This is a genomic window from Nocardia aurea (assembly GCF_003123685.1).
In the GTDB taxonomy this organism is placed as follows: domain Bacteria; phylum Actinomycetota; class Actinomycetes; order Mycobacteriales; family Mycobacteriaceae; genus Nocardia; species Nocardia aurea.
In genome coordinates, this window is sequence record NZ_QCYJ01000020.1 from 58,569 (window position 1) to 74,756 (window position 16,188).

Consider the following 16,188-nt stretch of genomic DNA (forward strand, 5'->3'; position numbering starts at 1 on the left):
GCCTCACCCCCGAACTGCCTTCTAGGTATCGACCCCCAGCCGATGCAGCACGTCGAGGACCTGGTCTCGGTCCGCGCGAGCGCGAGCGCGAGCCTCAGCGGTGGACGGGCGCGGTTCGGGCGGGATCGGCGCGGCCGGGCTGTCGGAGAACAGGGACGCCACGACGCGGATGAGTTCCTTGGTGACGTCGATGTGCCGCAACATCAACAGCGTCGGCAGGTCGTAGTACAGGGGCGAGATCGGTGACGGTGGCGCGTTCTCGTCGATCTCTTCTTGGGCGTGCAGTTCACCCAGTTCGGGGTCCATGAGCAGCGCGGCTTGGTAGTGCGACCACATCGGCAGCCGCCGCGCCAGCCGAATCAACTGAGTCCAGGGCCGCTCGCCACGCATGTAATCCAGGAGGTCCCAGCCGCGGTGGAACAGGTCGGCCTCGATGTCCTCACCGTGACGGTCGATGAGGAGCACGAGGCCGGTCAGCCCCCCGGCAACTCACCCACCTGCTCCGGAGCGGGTAGCGCGTTGAAGTGTTTGTTGATGGCGTCGAACAGCGGCCACAGCACCTCGATGTACTCGTCCTTCACCACCGCCCACACCCGCTCGAAACCATCCCCGCACATCGCCTCGAACAATTCCTTGATCCGCCCGACCTCCACGTCCTCGCCGTCCAAGACCGCAGCCAGGGTCAACACCTGCCAGACGCTGTCGGGTTCGTTGATCGGGGTCGGCGGATTGGTGCCGTCGAACATGTACGGGGGCTTGCGTTTCCGGTCGCGGGTCGCGCGGGCCTCATCACGCATCTGCATCCACGCCGACCCCGCCGAGACGGCGGCCGTGGCGGTGTTGGTCTTATGGCGGTTCTTGCGTCGTCGTGAGTTGGGCACCTCAGGCTGCCTTTGCTTTCTCGGCGATGGTGAAGCCCATCGGGACGACGAGGTCCCCGATGCCGGGGCCGCACAGGACGTTGCGCATCGAGTAGCCGAGCTTGTCGTCGACGGTCGCTTTCACGGTGATGGGCCAGGAGGCGATGTTCTCGGCGTTCCACTGCTGCTGACCGACCTCGGTCACACTGGCGCGCGGCATCACCCGCAGGACCCACTTCTCCCGTGGCCCGACGCCGTCGACGAACAGGAAGATGACCCGGTAGTGGATGGTGTCCGGGGAGGTCGGCTCGTTCCACGACAGTTCCTTGGTCACCGGATCGGCCTGCACATCGGCGAGGCTGCGTCCTGAGACCAGTTCCAGGACCGCGCGTTTGTACTCTTGGGCGGTGAACGCTGCGGACATGTCGCGTTTGACGATGTCGGAGCGGGTGGGTTCCAGCCATCCCCAACTCTCGGTCTCCGAGAGCTGCTGCTCCGGGCGGAACTGCGGGCCACCGGACTTGTCGATCAACCCCAGCGACGAGAAGCCCTGCAATGACTGGAATCTCGCGTCGGCTCCTGCGGTGAATGCGATCGGCACCGGCACCGACATCGGCGCGAGCAGCACGGCGCCTTTTAGTGGTTTGAGCAGCAGGTCCTTGTTGGCGTCCACGATCTGCTCGAACGTCGCCACTGCCATTTGCATCTCCTTTGCCCGTGAACGAACCGTGGCCTCTCGCCCGTTCAGGGCGAGAGGCCACGGCAACAGCGCTGGTTTGCGGAACGTTCGTCGTTCGGAAACGATAACTAGCGACACGATTGGAACAGCACGACAGGGAGATTGGCGCTCCGAGCACTGATCCAACTCGGGTGATCTGGTGGGAGGCAGTCGCCGTCGCTACATCTTTGGGTCCTCTCGATCCGTGGGTCGTCCGGGACTGATGGGCGACGGCGGGGTTGCTCAGCTTGCGACTGCTGTTGGCCCTGGCGGTGGTGCATGGTGGGGCATCGCTGCGCCCAATGTGGAGTCTCCGCCGCGCGCGGCCTCGCTGCTCAGGCGTTCGGCGAGCGTTTCGAGTTCGATATAGAGGGTTGGTCGTCCGACCCGCTCCCGCTCTGCTGCCACCCACGGCGAGTACATCTGCATGAGGTGCCTGACTCGCGAACCCGAAGTCCGTTGCATCAGCGTGTAGTCAAATACGTTCATGTTGACAGCCGTCGCGAACCTCTCGTAGAGGCTGAAGAGTCGGCGCAGCTTGTGAAAGTCGATCGAGTCGGGCACCAGCGCGGCCTCCAGGAACGCCGGATACCGAGGGTCCGAGTCCAGGATTGGGGCGTGGTTCTGGAGTTCGTGTTCCTGGGGGAGGGTCGTTGCCATCCAGCTCAGCGTTTCCGATTGTCGCACTCGCCGGTATTCCTCAGCGGCCTGCTCGCTCGCCACAATGGCCTGCTTGGTCGATAGATCGAGCGAACGACGCGCGTCGTCGACCTGCCGTTGCAGCAGCCTCAGCTGGTAGACCACCAGGACGATCGCGGTTCCGCTCAAGAGCATGCTGCATCCCTCGAAGATAGTCACCTCCGAATATTGATTTCTGAAGAATCCTGTGGGAAGAGGTGACCGACATGTCCTCACATGTCCTTGCCTGACTGTCCATTCGGTTTCCTGGGCTTGAATGTGTGGGAAGCGCAGTTTGTATGGTGCATCGGGCGGGCTCGCTGTTGTTGCATATGGCGTACCTTCATTTGAAAGTTCTGCGTTGACAAGCAGTTCAGTGAGAGGGCGTGGTCAGATCGCCCGGAACGACAGTTGATACACCGCGGTCAGTTTCCGGTCACCCGTATCGGGGGCAGACGCGTCTTGGCCCCCGGTTATTTCTCGGGCCGTATCAATGAGGACGCCTGCAGCCAGCGTTCCACTAGCTTCTGTGATGGCCTGGCGGCACTGTTCCTTGAGTCGCTCACCTTGCTCGTCAGTGTCGGCATAGGTGTCCACGCGCACAATCGGTCGGTCGGTGATCCCGTCCTCGGCACCGCCGATGCGGCGAACTACCGTGTAAGGCAGGCGTTGTCCGGGTCGGCGGCTCTTGACGGTCGGGACGATCGGGGTGAGCAGGGTGATGAGGACTTCGTGCACGTTCGGATAGCTCGGCATTACCATATCCCGTCTATGGAGTGCAGGAAGTCGGCCATCACGTGCTCGGCGGCGTCGTCGCGGGAGCCTTCCTCGCGGTAGCGGGCATAGGTGGCGTAGGCGTAGACCACGCCGTACTGATGCCCGCCGCCGGGATCGACGTAGCCGACCACGCTAGTGGCGTTGTGGCCGGTGCGGCGGTGGGATCGGGTGCGCCAGTAGTCCGCGCCGAGGTCGACAATGTGTTGCAGGATCTGGCGGGTGTCGCTGCCGGCCCCGACGGACAGGTCGAGGGTGTTGTCGGTCGGGTCGTAGTCCACGGGTGTCCTTCTCGTGCGGGTGTCAGAATCCGCGGGCGATGCGGAATCGGTGGCCGGGTGACCATCCGGTGAGCGGGTTGGTCGGGGTGAGGATCGCGCCGACGATCCGGAACGGCTGCCCGTCGACCTTCACGCGGTCGGTGGCGAGAATGTCGGAGCCGAGTGGTGCGGTGAGTTGTGCGGCGACGGTGATCATTTCGCCGTCGACGTATTCCTCGCCGGTGGTCCAGGAGATCGGGCAGGGTCCGATGGTATGGCTGGGGTGGGCGTAGCGGTCCAGGAGTTGCCCGTCGGCGTCGCGGAGGTCGCCGTAGGCGTCGGCTTCGCCTTCGCGGTAGACCTCGACCATCACCCCGAACGGGTACTGCGGCGGCTCGTCCATCAGCAGATGAGCGGTCGCCCACTGGCGAGTCCGGCGTTGCGGAGCACGAGAACCGATTCATAGCACAGACGTTCGGCGGCCTGCGCGATGGCGGCGGGGTCGGGCAGGCGGTAGGCCACCGACCCGCCGTCCACGGACTGGCTGGCGACCTCGGCGCGCAACGCCCCCGCCGCTGGGGTGATCCGTGCCTTGGTCCAGGCGATGACCTGGAGGCAGGTCGCTTCGCGTAGGGCCTCGCGCTGGTCGGGATCGGAGGGCAATCCGGCGGGGGTCGTGGCGTAGAGGTCGTTGACGGTGTGGTCGCGGACCAGGCTCGACGCCGAGGCGATGAGTGCTGCGGCGTCGGCTGGGATCGGGTCGAGTCGGTGGGTGAGGTCGGCGGGTGTGGCGTAGACGAGCATCACGCGGCGTCCTTGGTTGTGCGCTTGGTCGCGGGCGGCTTCGCCCCCTCTGGATCGCCGCCTTCGGGGTTGCCGCCGGTGGGGGCTGGGGCACCGGCCGGTGCGGGGGCTCCGGCGTGGGGTCCTTGGAGTAGGACTGCGCGGTCGGGGTCGAGGCAGGTGACACCGTAGAGGGTGTCCACGGAGATGACGGTGGTCTTGTGTCTGATGTCGTAGTCCATCGCTACCCGCATCGACAGGCCCTTGTATTGCACGGTGAACACTTCGGCGCCGGGCGGCAGTTCCATCGGCGCGGACGCGAACGCGAACGCTGTGGAATGGAACGCGACCCCGACTTCGGTGGTCGGATCACCCGGTCGCGGCGCAGGTGAGGGCTGGCCGACGTTCTGCGACCAGAAGGTGTCGAACCCGACGATCTGCTGACCGATGCTGCCCTGGCGCAGCGCGGCGGTGGAATCGCTCTTGTCTGCATGCAGCAGCAACGGTTTGCCCAGCCAGCGGGCCTTGGTGGTCGGCCCGATGACCGCGCGCCGTCCCGGTGCGGGTACGGACTGGATATCGAGCAGGCGTCCGGCCTCGATGAGGTTCTCGGGGTTCTCCCAGAGGAGATCGTCGCCGGTGCCGTAGGGGTCGGTTCCGGCCTGTTGGGTGATCGCGGCCCGCAGCGAGAGGAGGTCGCGGTCGACTTTCTGGGAGATGGCTTCCATGGCGGGGCGCAGGATTTGTTCGTCGAAGTCTTCGATGTCGAGGGTGAGTTCCTCAGAGGTGACTTCGACGGAGACGTCGGCGATGGTGTCGAGGACGACGGGGATTTTGGATTCGGTGGTGTCTTGGATGACGATGCCGCGCGTGCGGTCGAAGGTGGTGGCTTCGAAGCGGGGTGGGCGTTTGACGTTGACGGTGTTGCCGACCTTTTGGGGGCCGAAGTCGCTGGAGATGTCGCGGTAGACCAGCGGCAGCATCACCGTCAGCTCGTAGAGGTTGGCCAGACTGCGTCTGGCGAGGACGTCGGGGGTGAGGAATACGTTGGGCACAAGCGTCTTTCACAGTGGATCGGTGGGCGGGTTAGGTGCGGGTGTCGGCGATGGAGGCGCGGACCTTGCGCCGGATGGCGTCGATGTCCTCCTCGTCGGCGGGTGCGGGTGGGGTGGCGTTGCCCGCGGTGAAGTCCCCGCCGGAGCGTGGCGTTATGGGGGTGGCGGCGAGTTTCGGGTTCGCTGTCAGTGCGTCGGTGACGAGGGTGTCGAGGTGTGTGGTGAAGTCGGAGGCTTCGGGGTCGAGGGCGCCGAGGGCGCCGGTGCCGCGTAGGTAGGGCATGAGCAGGGCGTGGTCGGCCTTCTGTGTGGTGGCGGCGGTGAGTAGGGCGTCTTTGATGCGGTAGTCGCGGAGTTTGCGGTCCGCGGCGCTGGCGCGGTCGGTGAGTTCGGCGATCACCTGCTCCGGGTCGATTGTTTCGTCGGCAACCAGGCCGATCGCGCGTCCGATCTCCTGGACCAGGTCCTCGCGCGCCTGCTGGGCGGCGCGGTCACGCGCGGTATCGGCCCCGGTGCGGGCCTGTTCAAGTTCACGACGCAGGTCGGCGACCAACGTTGACAACGCGGCCGGGTCTTGATCAGTCGGCAAAGCGCTTCGCGGCTCCGTCGTCGTGGTGGGCAGCGTGGTCGACTCCGTGGCACGATCGGATATCGGAGGAGTCTGGGCAGGCGCCTCAGGCAGCGCTTCGGTTGTTGCCGGTGTGACTTCGGTGGACATCTGGGTTCCTCTCTCGACGATCAGCCAGAATTGGGGCGACTTCAGGGTTCAGACAATCGGCCATGTACGGGATAATTGCCGCGCCAGCTGGTGGCACATTCAAAAAAATCTGAAACCGCACGCGGAATCATTCCCAAATAGCAAGCATCAGCTGGTTCGCACATCCCGTGAGTCCGGACCTAATTCCCGCGACGAAGCGGGAATGTTGACGAGGTGATGGGGACATGCGAGAAGTGATCCGCATGCGCTACGATCCAAAGGCTCGCATCCGCGAAACAGCCATGCGATCAGAGCCGCAAGTGGAAGGTATGATGAATCGCCGAGCATTGATAACCGGCGTCGCCGGCCAAGATGGCCGATATCTTGTCGAGCTCCTGCTCGGTAAAGGGTACTTTGTCTACGGAATAGATATAGACCGATCAGGGATCGCGCAGATGGGCACCGAAGTTGCGCTGCTTTCAGATCCTGCGCGCATTACTCTATGTTGCGCTGATGTCACCGACAGCGTAACCCTTCGACTAATAGTGGACGCGTTCCAGCCATCCGAGGTCTATAATCTGGCGGCTAGATCTCACGTGGGTCAGTCATTCAAGACTCCGAACGAGACAATGCGAATAATCGCTGGGGGAACCGCGACCGTGCTTGAAGTCCTGCGAGGCCGTCATCGAGACGCGCGCGTATACCAGGCGTCGAGCGCAGAAATGTTTGGAAACTCCCCCTCACCACAGAATGAACTTTCCAGGTTCTCTCCGCTCAGCCCATACGCGAAGGCAAAGCTACATGCGCATAGAACAGCTCAGTCGTACAGGACCAGGTTCGACATGTTCGTATGCTCAGGAATACTATACAATCATGAGTCGCCAATCCGGCGTCCCGAATTCGTCAGCAGACGAATTACACAAGGGGTCGCGTCGATAATTTCAGGCAGAGCGACAAAGATTGGTCTAGGAAACCTGAATTCACGCCGCGACTGGGGACATGCACAGGACTACGTTTACGCAATGTGGCTTATGCTACAGCAGTCTAATCCCGATGACTATGTGGTTGCGACCGGCCGAGACCGCAGTGTTGCAGATTTCGCTCGCACCGCGTTCGATAATGTCGGATTAAACTGGGAAGAGCACATTGTTGAAGACCCGACACTTCGTCGCCCACTCGACCCTCCAGACCTTTGCGGCGACGCGTCGAAGGCACATACTGAACTAGGCTGGCAACCAACAATATCGTTCAATGACCTGATCGCTGAAATGTTGGCCCACGATCTCGATGAAGCGCGAACGCGCGTCACACGAGTTCCATGGGGTTAGTCATGTCTTTGAAGATTTGGCGGCACACGAAGCCGGTAGAGTTGAGGGCGGCAGCGAGGGAACGGAGCATGCGGTTCGATCATCGCCGCGATTGCGAGTTTCAAGCCGAATATCTAGAGCAAGTCCCCCGGCTTTGGCTGCTCGATATCGTCATAACGAACGCGGATCACTTCGGATACACTACCTTGTGAGCGGCGTTGATTCAGCTTCGACAGGTTGTCGCCATCTGATACGAATTGCGCGGCACCCAAGGTTCCTGTTCCGTGTATCCCAGCTAGTATCACCAACTTCCTCGCCGGATTGCGCGGACTACTGATTGACGCAATCAATCCGTAGTCGAAATTTCCGTTCACCTCTCCAGGGGGAGCCTCTCTCGATGAACGCAACCTGCCGGGGTTTCGGAAACTATCGACAAGAATATTATCGTCATTCTCGGCCGTGATCGAGTAGCGCATCTCTATCCTCTCCGAGATCTGCCGCAGGACCGAGTTTCGGGCCGGTCCGCAAACAAGTACTAGATTGTTATTCCACAAATCATCATTGCTACTAACGCGACGATCGGGATGAATAGAGAATTCTGCACCCTCCTTGAGACCGAGCGATTCGAATAGCGTAGCGAGAGCCCTGGCCGCGTGCGTGTCGGTCGCTGGGTAGTTGTACGCCTGCTCTGGAGCATCGAAAATAGCAGAATGCACAATCATGTACGGACCAGCGGATCCAAAGAATTCGCGAAACGATTTCCCTAGTTTTCGCTCGTTGCGTTGTCTTGTGAACCAACCGGCCGCGTTCGCTAGTATAATGCCGACGCTCGCTGCAACCAGATTCGCAAGTACGTCTCCGAGTGTGAAAGTCACGGGTATAGACCTCAATCGCTGCAGCTGGCTGTATAAGAGCGACCTACCGTGAGAGCGTAAACCCGCGCAGAGCCCTTGGCTGCCCATCGGTCGATCCCCATGCTCGACCTGGAAGAACTTGGTCGACACGTACTTCTATCACGCCCCAAGCCATCTCGCGTGTCAAATTAGCCGGTCAATGGCCAACAACGCCAGCGGATTGACGGACAGTTAGGGCTCTGGTGCACGAACACAAGGCTTTCCGAAGACCAGCAACCTAAAGGTGCACCGGTGGTTGCCATACCGTTAGCCCAGGTCATCGCCATGAAAGTGTGAGCAACCATGAAGTCACGAACGCAAGCGGCGGGCGAGCTGCCTGCTGAGCTGTTTCTCAGCCTCGGTGCGGATGCGGCCGACTTCGTCGTTGACGTCGTCACCGGACCAGTTCGGATTGCGTTCGCGCACAGCCTGTTCGGTCGAGATCAGATCCGAGCCCTTCAACGTCGCCAACCGCGTAGCGGTCTCCAACGGCGGGAGTTGGGCACGGACAGGCCAGCGGACTTCGGGGTCGGCCTTCAGCTCGATACGGGATCCGAACTGGACGTGGTCGAGTTCGGTGAGGGTGCGGGCGAAGGGGCCGAGTTCGGCTTTCCAGTAGTTGATCTTCTGGTCACGGGTGGCCTCCGACAACTTGTCGCGCGAGTTCACGCCAGTGGCAGTGACCATTCCCGCGCTGCGGTCGTCGCCGAAAGCGGACGAGGACAGTCCGGCGCTGCGGAGGATAAGTTCGGTGATCTCGGCCGCGGTCTGCTGATGTTCCTCCCAACGAATCGTGAACTGCTGCGGAACGATCGGCGGCTGACCATCCTTCAAACTGCCCAATCCGGCGCCGGGCAGGGTGGTGTAGATGGCCTGCTCGGAGTCGAACACCGCCCCCGAACCAGGGCCGCGAGCCTGGGTGACGGCCCTGTCCACGAACAGCCGTGCGCGGCCGAGGTCGATATCGCGCAGCCACGCCGACCACGTCTCATCGAGCGCATCCAGCAGCGGTTCCTGCCCTTCGAGGTCGGAGCGCCCGAGCTGCGCGAGTCCTGGTGTGTGCCGCCAGGTTCGGTTCGGTCGCACGTTCGGGACGTACCGAGCGGTGAGGGTGTTCACCCCGGTCGCTATCGCCGCGTCACTGTCGACCACGGGCGCGGCCCACGCGGTGGCAGGGTGTTCCAGGAGGTTTCGGCGCTGGCCGAGCCGATCCCGGCTGCCTCGGTAGAGGCCGTGGTGGATGCGGCCGGGCCCGTGGTACTCGAGGTGCCGCCACACGACACCGCTGCCGGTGTCCTCGGCGACGGCCTGCCAGAACGTCACCGCCGCCAGCCGGTCATACCGCCACACCGGCACCGCCGCGTCGGCGGACATGATCCCCAGGTTCACCCGGTCGCTGATCGCGTGGTCCCACCACGCACGCAGGTACACCCCGCCCAGCACTGAAGCGAGTTCCCCGGCTTCGAGCAGTGTCGAGGCGGTATCCGCGCCGCCGAGCAGCAGTTCGAGGCGGGTTTGGGCGGTCTTGCGGTCCCCGCGTGCGTCGGTCTCGCCGATCACGAACCGCGGTGCCTGGGAGAACAACAGCGCCGACGACCCGCGCGCCAGGTCAGCGGCAAGGGGGACGTGCAGGCGTTTGGTCGCCTGCGGATTCGGGCGGCCCCAGAAGAACCGCGCGACCCGCCCCACCAACCCGCCCGCGAACTGGGACGGCCGGAAGGCGGGGTAGCGCTGGTAGTGCTCGGCGAGGAAGTCGGTGTCGCCCGCGTACCAGGCGTCCCACACCCGCATGGCCTTCTGTGCCTGGTCGAACGGTAGCGGGGGCCAGGCGATGTCGGAGTCAGGCAGCATCGGGCACCTCATCGAAACCGATGATCGGCCGCCACAGCCGTTCAGTGGTGATCAGCGCGTAGCGCAGGGCGTCGATGCCGTGGTCGTTGACCTTGATCGGAGCGTCCTCCCCTTCCTCGGTGGCCTTGGTCGACCACGAGTAGCCGGGCAACTCGAGCAGCAACGCCGGACACCGCGACGACACCCGCAGCAGGCCGCGGGCGAACAGCATCGCCATCACCCGCAGCCCGTAGAGGACGTCGTTGTCGGCGACGCCGGTTTCGAGGCCGTCGGTGTCGAGTTGCACCCGCAGCGACGCCGCCGACGGGTCGGCTATCACGAACTCCGGACGCATCCGCGCCTGCCGCAGATCGGGGAGGTGGCCCTGGGCGAGCCACGCCCGGATGTCGGCCGAGAGTTCAGCGTCGGTCTTGCGCTGGCTCATGGTCGAGGGCTCGTAGCGGTATTCGTCGACGGCGTAGAGGACGCCGTCGACGCCGATGCCGAGCAGGACTGCGTGGGTGGGGTTGGTGGTGCCGTAGTCGATACCGACCGCAATCAACTGAGCCATCAACGGCAGCGTGGCCCAGTCGATGACATGGGTGTCGTCCCACGAGTCGAACACCGACCCGTCCGCGGCCACCCAGTGCCCGAGGATGAAGCGCCGGTACCAGAGTCCGGAGTATTCGCGCTTGTATTGGAGTTTTCGTTTCTCCGACAGGGCGGGGTTGTCGTCGAGCTCGAAATGCCATGTCCGCCAGTCCGGTAGCAGCGGTTCTCCCTCGGCGTCGGTGCGGCCGATGCGGTCGAGGAATTCGCGTTTGAGCCAGTGCACGGGGTTGTCGGGGTTGGTGGAGCCGAACAAACGGGCGTCGTCGAGAGACATGCGCCCGAGGAGTTGGCGGAAGAAGTCGGGGCGGATGACGGTGATCTCGTCCACGTACGCCCCGGCGACGGTGAGCCCGCGCAATGACATCTCCGCTTTCGCATCGGAAGCGCCGAGCATGTAGACCCGGCGACCGAGCACGGTCGCGGTCGGTGCGCCGAGGGTGTAGGAGACCCGCCCGGCGAGATGTCCAAACAGGGCGGGGTCGCGCATGGGTTCGATGACGTTGCGTGCCAGCGATTCTCGGGTGCGGCCGACCATGACGAACTGTCCGCCCGGGGGTGGATCGGACAGGAAGATCAGCCAGCACAGAATCGAGGCGATCGTTTTGCCGGAGCGGATCGCGCCTTCCCAGATGTTGCAGCGTACGACCGCTTCCACGATCGAGACCGCTTGCTTGCGCGAGATGGGTAGTTCGTCCAGGACGCTCACGACACCGCGCTGTCGTCATCGATGTCCTGCGGCAGTACGGCGGGGGCGGAGTCGAGGAGGACGGCGTCCCGCTCGGTTTGGTCTTGTTCGACCGCGGCTTTGAGCTTGCCGAACAGGTCACCGAGCATCGACCGGTCCGAGGCCACGGTCTCGTTGGCCTGGTTGGTGATCAGCTCCGACAGACTCCGCAGGGCCAGCGACAGCGCGGTGTAGCCGTCGCGGACATCGCGCAGCGGCGGCAACGGCAGCGTGACGGGGATGAGGGTGTCGAGGCCGCGTTCGTAGGTGGTGACCGGGCTCCACAGTCGCTCGTGCAGGGCGGGGATCTGGGCTTCGAGCATTTCGGCGAAATCGAGGCGTCGCCGTTTGAGTTGTTCGAGGCGTGCGGCGCTGGCCTCGGCGGTCTGGGATTGGTCGAACCGTATTCCGAGGCGGCGTGCCCAGTAGGTGATGGTGGCGGGGTCGACTCCGAGGATCGTGGCGATCTCGTTGCGGCCCTTCCCCTCGGCGTGTAGGTCCACGATGCGGTCCCGGTCGGCCGCGGTGAGTTTGCCCGGCCGTCGTCCTGCCGCACGCCGCGCCTCGGCAGCGGCGTCGAAAGCCAGGTCCTGGGCATCGTTGCCTTCTGTGTTGGTCATGTCGTTCAGCTGCGGAACCGCGCGGCCCAGGCCGCGATCTTGCGGTCCGCGCGGTCACGCACTGCCGACATCGGGTTCGGCACCGGGGCGCCCGAGGCCGCGTCGATCACCAACAGGCCGGTTTCGGCGAGGATCACTGTGGCCTCCTGGAACTCGGCCAGCGCTTCGCAGTAGGCGGCGAACTCGAAGATGTTGGCGGGGGTGAGTTCGGTGTGCGGGGCCAGGCGCTCCCATATGGCGCGGGCCTCGCTGGTCAGCCAGTCGGGCGGGGCGGCTTTCCATGCCGACAGCGACACCGGTGCGGGGCGGCGTAGCGGGATGACCGGGAAGTCGTCGGGAGCGATCACAACTCACCTCACGTTCTCGGGAGGGGGTTTGGTGCCGACGACACCAATAGGGTGGTGTCGTCGGCCGTGGTGGTCAGGAGCCGGAGGTCGAGGCCGCGCCTCGTGATCCGGCGATGCGGCTGCGGGCGCGTTGGCCGGCAGCGCGTAGCACGGTGCCCAGGCGGCGGCCTGCGGCGGCGAATCGATTCATCGGTGTTCCTCCTTCCCGTGGTGAGTGTGCCGATACGAGACGGCGATTCATGCGCCGTGTTTCGCCGTAGAAGTCACTACGCTGCCCGGGAAGCCATCTGTTCAATCCTCTGGCGTGGCAATGATTTGCTGGCCGGGTCGGCCGGTAGATTCCCGGCAGTGAACAAGACGCGCATCGAGGCGACGGTCAATGACCACGTCATGCATGTGGTCGACGGCGGGCGGATCGAGGACGAATTCGTCGAGGCCAAAGCTGAATGGCCAAAGACCGACAAGGCCGGGCAGCTTGGTGGCATGGCCAATGCCGCGCACGGGCACCCGGTGATGTGGATCATCGGCCTCTCAGAGAACGAGCACCGTGTGGTGCCGCTCGACGAAACCGATCCAGCGGACTGGTGGCAGCAGATGCAGAGCAAATTCGCGCCCGGGGCCACTCCCGACCTGACGGTCATACAAGTGCATACCGACCACGGCAAGGTGGTCTGTCTGCATTTCGAGACCGAGCAACCGCCATACCTGGTCAAAGTAGACAACAACGGGTGGGTGACCGCCGGTGTTCCCTGGCGGTCGGGCACCCGGACCAGGACCGCCACAAGATCTGAGTTGCTATCGATGATGGAGCGATCGGCGTACGTGCCCGGACTCGACTTGCTCAGTGCCGATGTCGAGCTGACCATCACCTACACCGGCAATTTCTCGCCACCTCCGACATCGAGGCTGAGTCTGTACGGTCAGCTGTTCATCGACAGCGAGGCGGGCGAGCACATAGTGCTGCCTGAACACCGACAGGAGATCACCGTTCGAACGGGCTCGGGTGATGTCTACCCGTTTCGAACGGTGGCGTTCACCCCTGTCACGAAGCGGCACGAGAAGCGCGCCAAGCCGGAGAACGGCCTGGTCACCAACCGCGGCACCGCTGATGATGAGTTAATGCCGCATGGGATCGCGAATCGACCTGTCGGGTTGGTCGTACTCGGCCCGGACTTGATCGCTTTCGAGAGCCATATCCAAGTGTCGTGGGAACAAGCGACTTCTTTCGGTTGCGAGTGGGTCGAGGTCAGCTTGAAGTTTCCGATAGGTGCGACCGAGCGTGTCGCACGGATCTCTAGGCGGCTCGCTCGCGTTCCCAGCGCATCCGACGAGACCCGCACCCATGAGTGGAGGCTGGCCGGAGGAGACAGTTAGCCTGGCGGAAGTTTTCTACTGTTCGTCGAGGTCGACGCCGAGGATATCGGCTACCTTCTCCCCGTCCAGGTATTTGTCTCCGAGTTCGATCAGTTCGAGCTTGCGCAGGAATTCGTCCTTTTGTGCGCGGGAGCGGAAGCAGACCGCAATCCAGAATTCCGAATCGTTCATGGCCGCGAACTTCTCGGCCCACTGCTTACTCGCCCCCGAGAGTCCTTTACCGAGGGCGTCGAGTTCGGCTTTCACATCGGCTTCGAGATCGCCGGTAAAATTGCCGCGAACCTCTTCGAGGGGGTCGGGGTGAGGTTGGCGGCGTAGGGCTTCGGCGATGTCCTGGCGGGACGCTTTCACCTTGGATTTGCCCGCTTGCAGCATGGCGAGGACATCATCAGGAAGCGGCATTGCTCATCACCTCTGCACGGAAGATTTCGAGATCGGCCAGGGGGAACCAGGCAAGGATCGTTTGGTAGTCGTCGGGGAAATGGGTGCGGATCTTGCCGAGGTAGTCGTAGCGGATCCCGTCCAAGGAACGTTTGAACAGTGGGTAGTCGGGGCCGACTTCGATACCGGCCTGTCTGATCCGTGCCCACACTTCCTTCGTCTCCCAGTCCCAGAGCGGGGATTGGCGGCGCGTGCGGGGTTTGACCGGCCCCCACCGTTTGATCGCCAGCATTCGCGTCGCCGAATCCGCCGCGCGCACGCCGTCGAGAATCCAGGTGTCGGGAGCGGCGAACGCCTCGCGCATCAGGTTGTCCCATTCCTCGCGGGTGGGTACCCACAGGTCAGCGGCCTCGATGATCGCGCACCGCTCCGGAGGCTGGAACACCAGGTTGGACAACATCCGCCAGAACGCATCCGCCGGTAGATCGATGATCCGCCGCTGGAAGTGCTGTTCGTAACGGTCCAGGTCTTCGCGCACAAACTTCAAACCGGGCACGATCGACTTGTGGATCGGGATCACTTCGATCCCGCGATCAGCGAGCTCGAGCCACACCGCGATGGAGTCCTTGCCGCGGGAGAAGTTCAGGATCACCGGTTTCCCGATCTCGGCGATCCCGTCCAGCAACTGGCTCGAGGTCGGATATCCGGGTAGTCGAATCACCGGCACCCTCCCGGATGCGCCGGCCGCGATAGTCGGCCGGCCCTGAGATTTTCTCTGTCAGTTTTCATGGTGAAATCCTCGATTTGCGCATTTCTGTCCCGCCCTGGAGTAGGGCACACCTGGGAGGCTAGAGGGCAGGCTCACACCATTTACCCACCCCCCAAACAAGGCTTGAGAGCCATTCTCAAGCCCTGAAAGCTTCCAGGGATACCCCAGGGCACCCTAGAGCCATTTCAGGGCTCACAAGCTCAATTCAGGGCCATTTTCCAGGGATTATGGATTCTCCACTTGCACACCATTTCCCATTGTGGTTTTGTGGGTTGTGTAAGTGCTTTACAGGCTTCATTCACCACTGGGTACCAGCCTTCGACTAACGGCTGAGTCGCCCCAACAATTCCGCCTATTGGTACGGCGACACTCATATCGTCTTCTGGGTGAATTCCGGCAATTTCCGGTGACAGCGGAGCTATGCCAAATTACGGGAGAAGTCGCACCGAGTTTTACCCGCTCGGTGGCTCCCGCATGTCGTTCGACAACTCCACAGTGTGAACCATGCCAAGACAGAGAACTTTTCTGTCTGTCCGTTCCTGCCCCCAAATCTGTTGGGAGGCAGTCGTTCACTGGGAGAATTCATGTCCACTCGCACCAGCACACGCAACGGCTCCACCGGACCGCGCAAGGCGACGCCGTCGAAAGCCAAGCCCCAGGCCAAACCTGCGGCCGAGCCGAAGAAGGCCGAGCCGACCCCGGTACCGGAAGCCAAGGCGCAGAAACCTTTCTGCACCTCGTGTGGTTCCCGCGTCGCTCCGGAGGACAACGATCCGTTTCTGGGATCGCCTCTGCTCTACGACGATTCGGGATTCGCGAACCTGTCCGGTGCTCTGTTCCTGTGTGGTTGGCGCTCGCAGACCTTGCAGAAGGTCGTCGACGGCCGACCGGCCGTCACGGTCGTCGGTACACCCGTCGACGCGAACGGTGACACGCTGACCAACCGCAAAATCATCACCGCGACGTGGCATCACCGCACCGATATCGGATGGGTGCAGATGGCCGAACTGTGCGGCTACAGCCGCCCAGACGGCCAGGGATTCCAGAACCGGACCGCTGAGCAGTTGGTGGAATACGTCGGCCGCAACATCGCCGAATGGGTACTCGCACCCATCGACGAAGAAGCCGAGCCCAAGCCGAAAGACCGGGGCAAGACCAGCAGCGGCGGCAGCGGCGGCAAGACCGCAGCGAAAGCCACGGCCGCGCCGAAACCCACGGTCGACCCGGAATCCAAGGGCCTGCCCCAGGGCAGCAGCCCAGCACCCACCGAACCCACCCCCGATCCGGCCAACACGCCGGAACCGGCGGCGGAACCGGTGGCGGAACCGGTGGCGGAACCGGTGGCGGGAGAACCGGAATCGGTGGAACCCGATCCCGGCGACGATGTCCCCTCGGTCGAGGAGGACAGCGCCGCCGCGGGGGTGGAGGAAGAAGTGCTCGAGGAGGGCGCAGCCGTTTAGAACGCGGCGGCGGCCGACTCAGTGAGAGGCCCGGACCGAACCAGCT

Annotated in this window: 20 protein-coding genes; 3 read left to right on the forward strand and 17 right to left on the reverse strand. The window is 63.4% G+C overall.

From position 1 onward, the window contains the following. Positions 1 to 21 precede the first annotated feature (21 nt). From DAT37_RS05290 to DAT37_RS05335, 10 genes are all read right to left on the reverse strand, one after another. The gene (locus tag DAT37_RS05290) at positions 22 to 465 is read right to left on the reverse strand and encodes a hypothetical protein (protein WP_109523560.1); all 444 of its coding nucleotides are present in this window, start codon (positions 463 to 465) and stop codon (positions 22 to 24) included. A gap of 8 nt (positions 466 to 473) precedes the next feature. Beyond that, positions 474 to 881: a hypothetical protein gene (locus tag DAT37_RS05295; protein WP_109523561.1), complete on the reverse strand. Its 408-nt coding sequence runs from the start codon at positions 879 to 881 to the stop codon at positions 474 to 476. A 1-nt stretch (position 882) separates the two neighbouring features. Further along, positions 883 to 1,560 (reverse strand): phage tail tube protein, encoded by a 678-nt coding sequence (locus DAT37_RS05300; protein WP_157978285.1) that lies wholly within the window; start codon positions 1,558 to 1,560, stop codon positions 883 to 885. A gap of 261 nt (positions 1,561 to 1,821) precedes the next feature. Beyond that, complete coding sequence (locus tag DAT37_RS05305) at positions 1,822 to 2,436, reverse strand: DUF4760 domain-containing protein (protein WP_109523563.1); 615 nt, start codon at positions 2,434 to 2,436, stop codon at positions 1,822 to 1,824. Positions 2,437 to 2,646: 210 nt separating this feature from the next. After that, a complete protein-coding gene (locus DAT37_RS05310; protein WP_109523564.1) occupies positions 2,647 to 3,012 on the reverse strand; it encodes a hypothetical protein in 366 nt (121 codons plus the stop codon). Beyond that, on the reverse strand, positions 3,012 to 3,311 hold the full coding sequence (locus tag DAT37_RS05315) for a hypothetical protein (RefSeq protein WP_109523565.1): 300 nt from the start codon (positions 3,309 to 3,311) through the stop codon (positions 3,012 to 3,014). The genes DAT37_RS05310 and DAT37_RS05315 overlap by 1 nt, the downstream gene beginning before the upstream one ends. A gap of 22 nt (positions 3,312 to 3,333) precedes the next feature. Further along, a complete protein-coding gene (locus DAT37_RS05320) occupies positions 3,334 to 3,693 on the reverse strand; it encodes a hypothetical protein (protein ID WP_109523566.1) in 360 nt (119 codons plus the stop codon). Then, positions 3,693 to 4,097: a hypothetical protein gene (locus tag DAT37_RS05325; RefSeq protein ID WP_157978286.1), complete on the reverse strand. Its 405-nt coding sequence runs from the start codon at positions 4,095 to 4,097 to the stop codon at positions 3,693 to 3,695. Before DAT37_RS05325 ends, DAT37_RS05320 begins: the two co-directional genes overlap by 1 nt. Continuing rightward, positions 4,094 to 5,128: a P22 phage major capsid protein family protein gene (locus DAT37_RS05330; RefSeq protein ID WP_109523568.1), complete on the reverse strand. Its 1,035-nt coding sequence runs from the start codon at positions 5,126 to 5,128 to the stop codon at positions 4,094 to 4,096. The genes DAT37_RS05325 and DAT37_RS05330 overlap by 4 nt, the downstream gene beginning before the upstream one ends. A gap of 31 nt (positions 5,129 to 5,159) precedes the next feature. Then, on the reverse strand, positions 5,160 to 5,717 hold the full coding sequence (locus DAT37_RS05335) for a hypothetical protein (RefSeq protein WP_198654107.1): 558 nt from the start codon (positions 5,715 to 5,717) through the stop codon (positions 5,160 to 5,162). A 440-nt stretch (positions 5,718 to 6,157) separates the two neighbouring features. Here DAT37_RS05335 and DAT37_RS46345 point away from each other — a divergent pair, with 440 nt between their 5' ends. Then, entirely contained in the window at positions 6,158 to 7,153 is a 996-nt protein-coding gene (locus DAT37_RS46345) for a GDP-mannose 4,6-dehydratase (RefSeq protein WP_109523953.1), read from the forward strand. Positions 7,154 to 7,266: 113 nt separating this feature from the next. On the opposite strand, the gene DAT37_RS43850 is transcribed toward DAT37_RS46345, so the two are convergent. From DAT37_RS43850 to DAT37_RS05365, 5 genes are all read right to left on the reverse strand, one after another. Next, positions 7,267 to 8,007 carry a hypothetical protein gene (locus tag DAT37_RS43850; protein ID WP_157978288.1) on the reverse strand — a complete coding sequence of 247 codons (741 nt, stop codon included), beginning with the start codon at positions 8,005 to 8,007 and terminating at the stop codon, positions 7,267 to 7,269. Positions 8,008 to 8,334: 327 nt separating this feature from the next. Then, positions 8,335 to 9,876: a phage portal protein gene (locus tag DAT37_RS05350; RefSeq protein ID WP_157978289.1), complete on the reverse strand. Its 1,542-nt coding sequence runs from the start codon at positions 9,874 to 9,876 to the stop codon at positions 8,335 to 8,337. After that, positions 9,866 to 11,173, reverse strand: a complete 1,308-nt coding sequence (locus tag DAT37_RS05355; RefSeq protein WP_109523572.1) for a PBSX family phage terminase large subunit — start codon at positions 11,171 to 11,173, stop codon at positions 9,866 to 9,868. The genes DAT37_RS05350 and DAT37_RS05355 overlap by 11 nt, the downstream gene beginning before the upstream one ends. After that, entirely contained in the window at positions 11,170 to 11,811 is a 642-nt protein-coding gene (locus tag DAT37_RS05360; RefSeq protein WP_109523573.1) for a helix-turn-helix domain-containing protein, read from the reverse strand. The genes DAT37_RS05355 and DAT37_RS05360 overlap by 4 nt, the downstream gene beginning before the upstream one ends. 5 nt (positions 11,812 to 11,816) lie before the next feature. Further along, the gene (locus tag DAT37_RS05365; RefSeq protein WP_109523574.1) at positions 11,817 to 12,158 is read right to left on the reverse strand and encodes a P27 family phage terminase small subunit; all 342 of its coding nucleotides are present in this window, start codon (positions 12,156 to 12,158) and stop codon (positions 11,817 to 11,819) included. 348 nt (positions 12,159 to 12,506) lie between these two features. Here DAT37_RS05365 and DAT37_RS05370 point away from each other — a divergent pair, with 348 nt between their 5' ends. Beyond that, on the forward strand, positions 12,507 to 13,532 hold the full coding sequence (locus DAT37_RS05370; protein ID WP_109523575.1) for a hypothetical protein: 1,026 nt from the start codon (positions 12,507 to 12,509) through the stop codon (positions 13,530 to 13,532). A 15-nt stretch (positions 13,533 to 13,547) separates the two neighbouring features. Here DAT37_RS05370 and DAT37_RS05375 read toward each other — a convergent pair whose 3' ends face one another. Continuing rightward, the gene (locus DAT37_RS05375) at positions 13,548 to 13,934 is read right to left on the reverse strand and encodes a hypothetical protein (protein WP_109523576.1); all 387 of its coding nucleotides are present in this window, start codon (positions 13,932 to 13,934) and stop codon (positions 13,548 to 13,550) included. Beyond that, a complete protein-coding gene (locus DAT37_RS05380) occupies positions 13,921 to 14,634 on the reverse strand; it encodes an adenine nucleotide alpha hydrolase family protein (protein WP_157978290.1) in 714 nt (237 codons plus the stop codon). The genes DAT37_RS05375 and DAT37_RS05380 overlap by 14 nt, the downstream gene beginning before the upstream one ends. A gap of 632 nt (positions 14,635 to 15,266) precedes the next feature. Here DAT37_RS05380 and DAT37_RS05385 point away from each other — a divergent pair. Beyond that, complete coding sequence (locus DAT37_RS05385; protein ID WP_109523578.1) at positions 15,267 to 16,142, forward strand: hypothetical protein; 876 nt, start codon at positions 15,267 to 15,269, stop codon at positions 16,140 to 16,142. The last annotated feature ends 46 nt before the right edge of the window (positions 16,143 to 16,188 follow it).

Coding starts and splice junctions, on each gene's coding strand:
- DAT37_RS05385 (WP_109523578.1), top strand. CDS start 15,267: ATGTCCACTCGCACCAGCACACGCAACGGCTCCACCGGACCGCGCAAG.
- DAT37_RS05320 (WP_109523566.1), bottom strand. CDS start 3,693: ATGGACGAGCCGCCGCAGTACCCGTTCGGGGTGATGGTCGAGGTCTAC.
- DAT37_RS46345 (WP_109523953.1), top strand. CDS start 6,158: ATGAATCGCCGAGCATTGATAACCGGCGTCGCCGGCCAAGATGGCCGA.
- DAT37_RS05300 (WP_157978285.1), bottom strand. CDS start 1,560: ATGGCAGTGGCGACGTTCGAGCAGATCGTGGACGCCAACAAGGACCTG.
- DAT37_RS05310 (WP_109523564.1), bottom strand. CDS start 3,012: ATGCCGAGCTATCCGAACGTGCACGAAGTCCTCATCACCCTGCTCACC.
- DAT37_RS05350 (WP_157978289.1), bottom strand. CDS start 9,876: ATGCTGCCTGACTCCGACATCGCCTGGCCCCCGCTACCGTTCGACCAG.
- DAT37_RS05360 (WP_109523573.1), bottom strand. CDS start 11,811: ATGACCAACACAGAAGGCAACGATGCCCAGGACCTGGCTTTCGACGCC.
- DAT37_RS05375 (WP_109523576.1), bottom strand. CDS start 13,934: ATGCCGCTTCCTGATGATGTCCTCGCCATGCTGCAAGCGGGCAAATCC.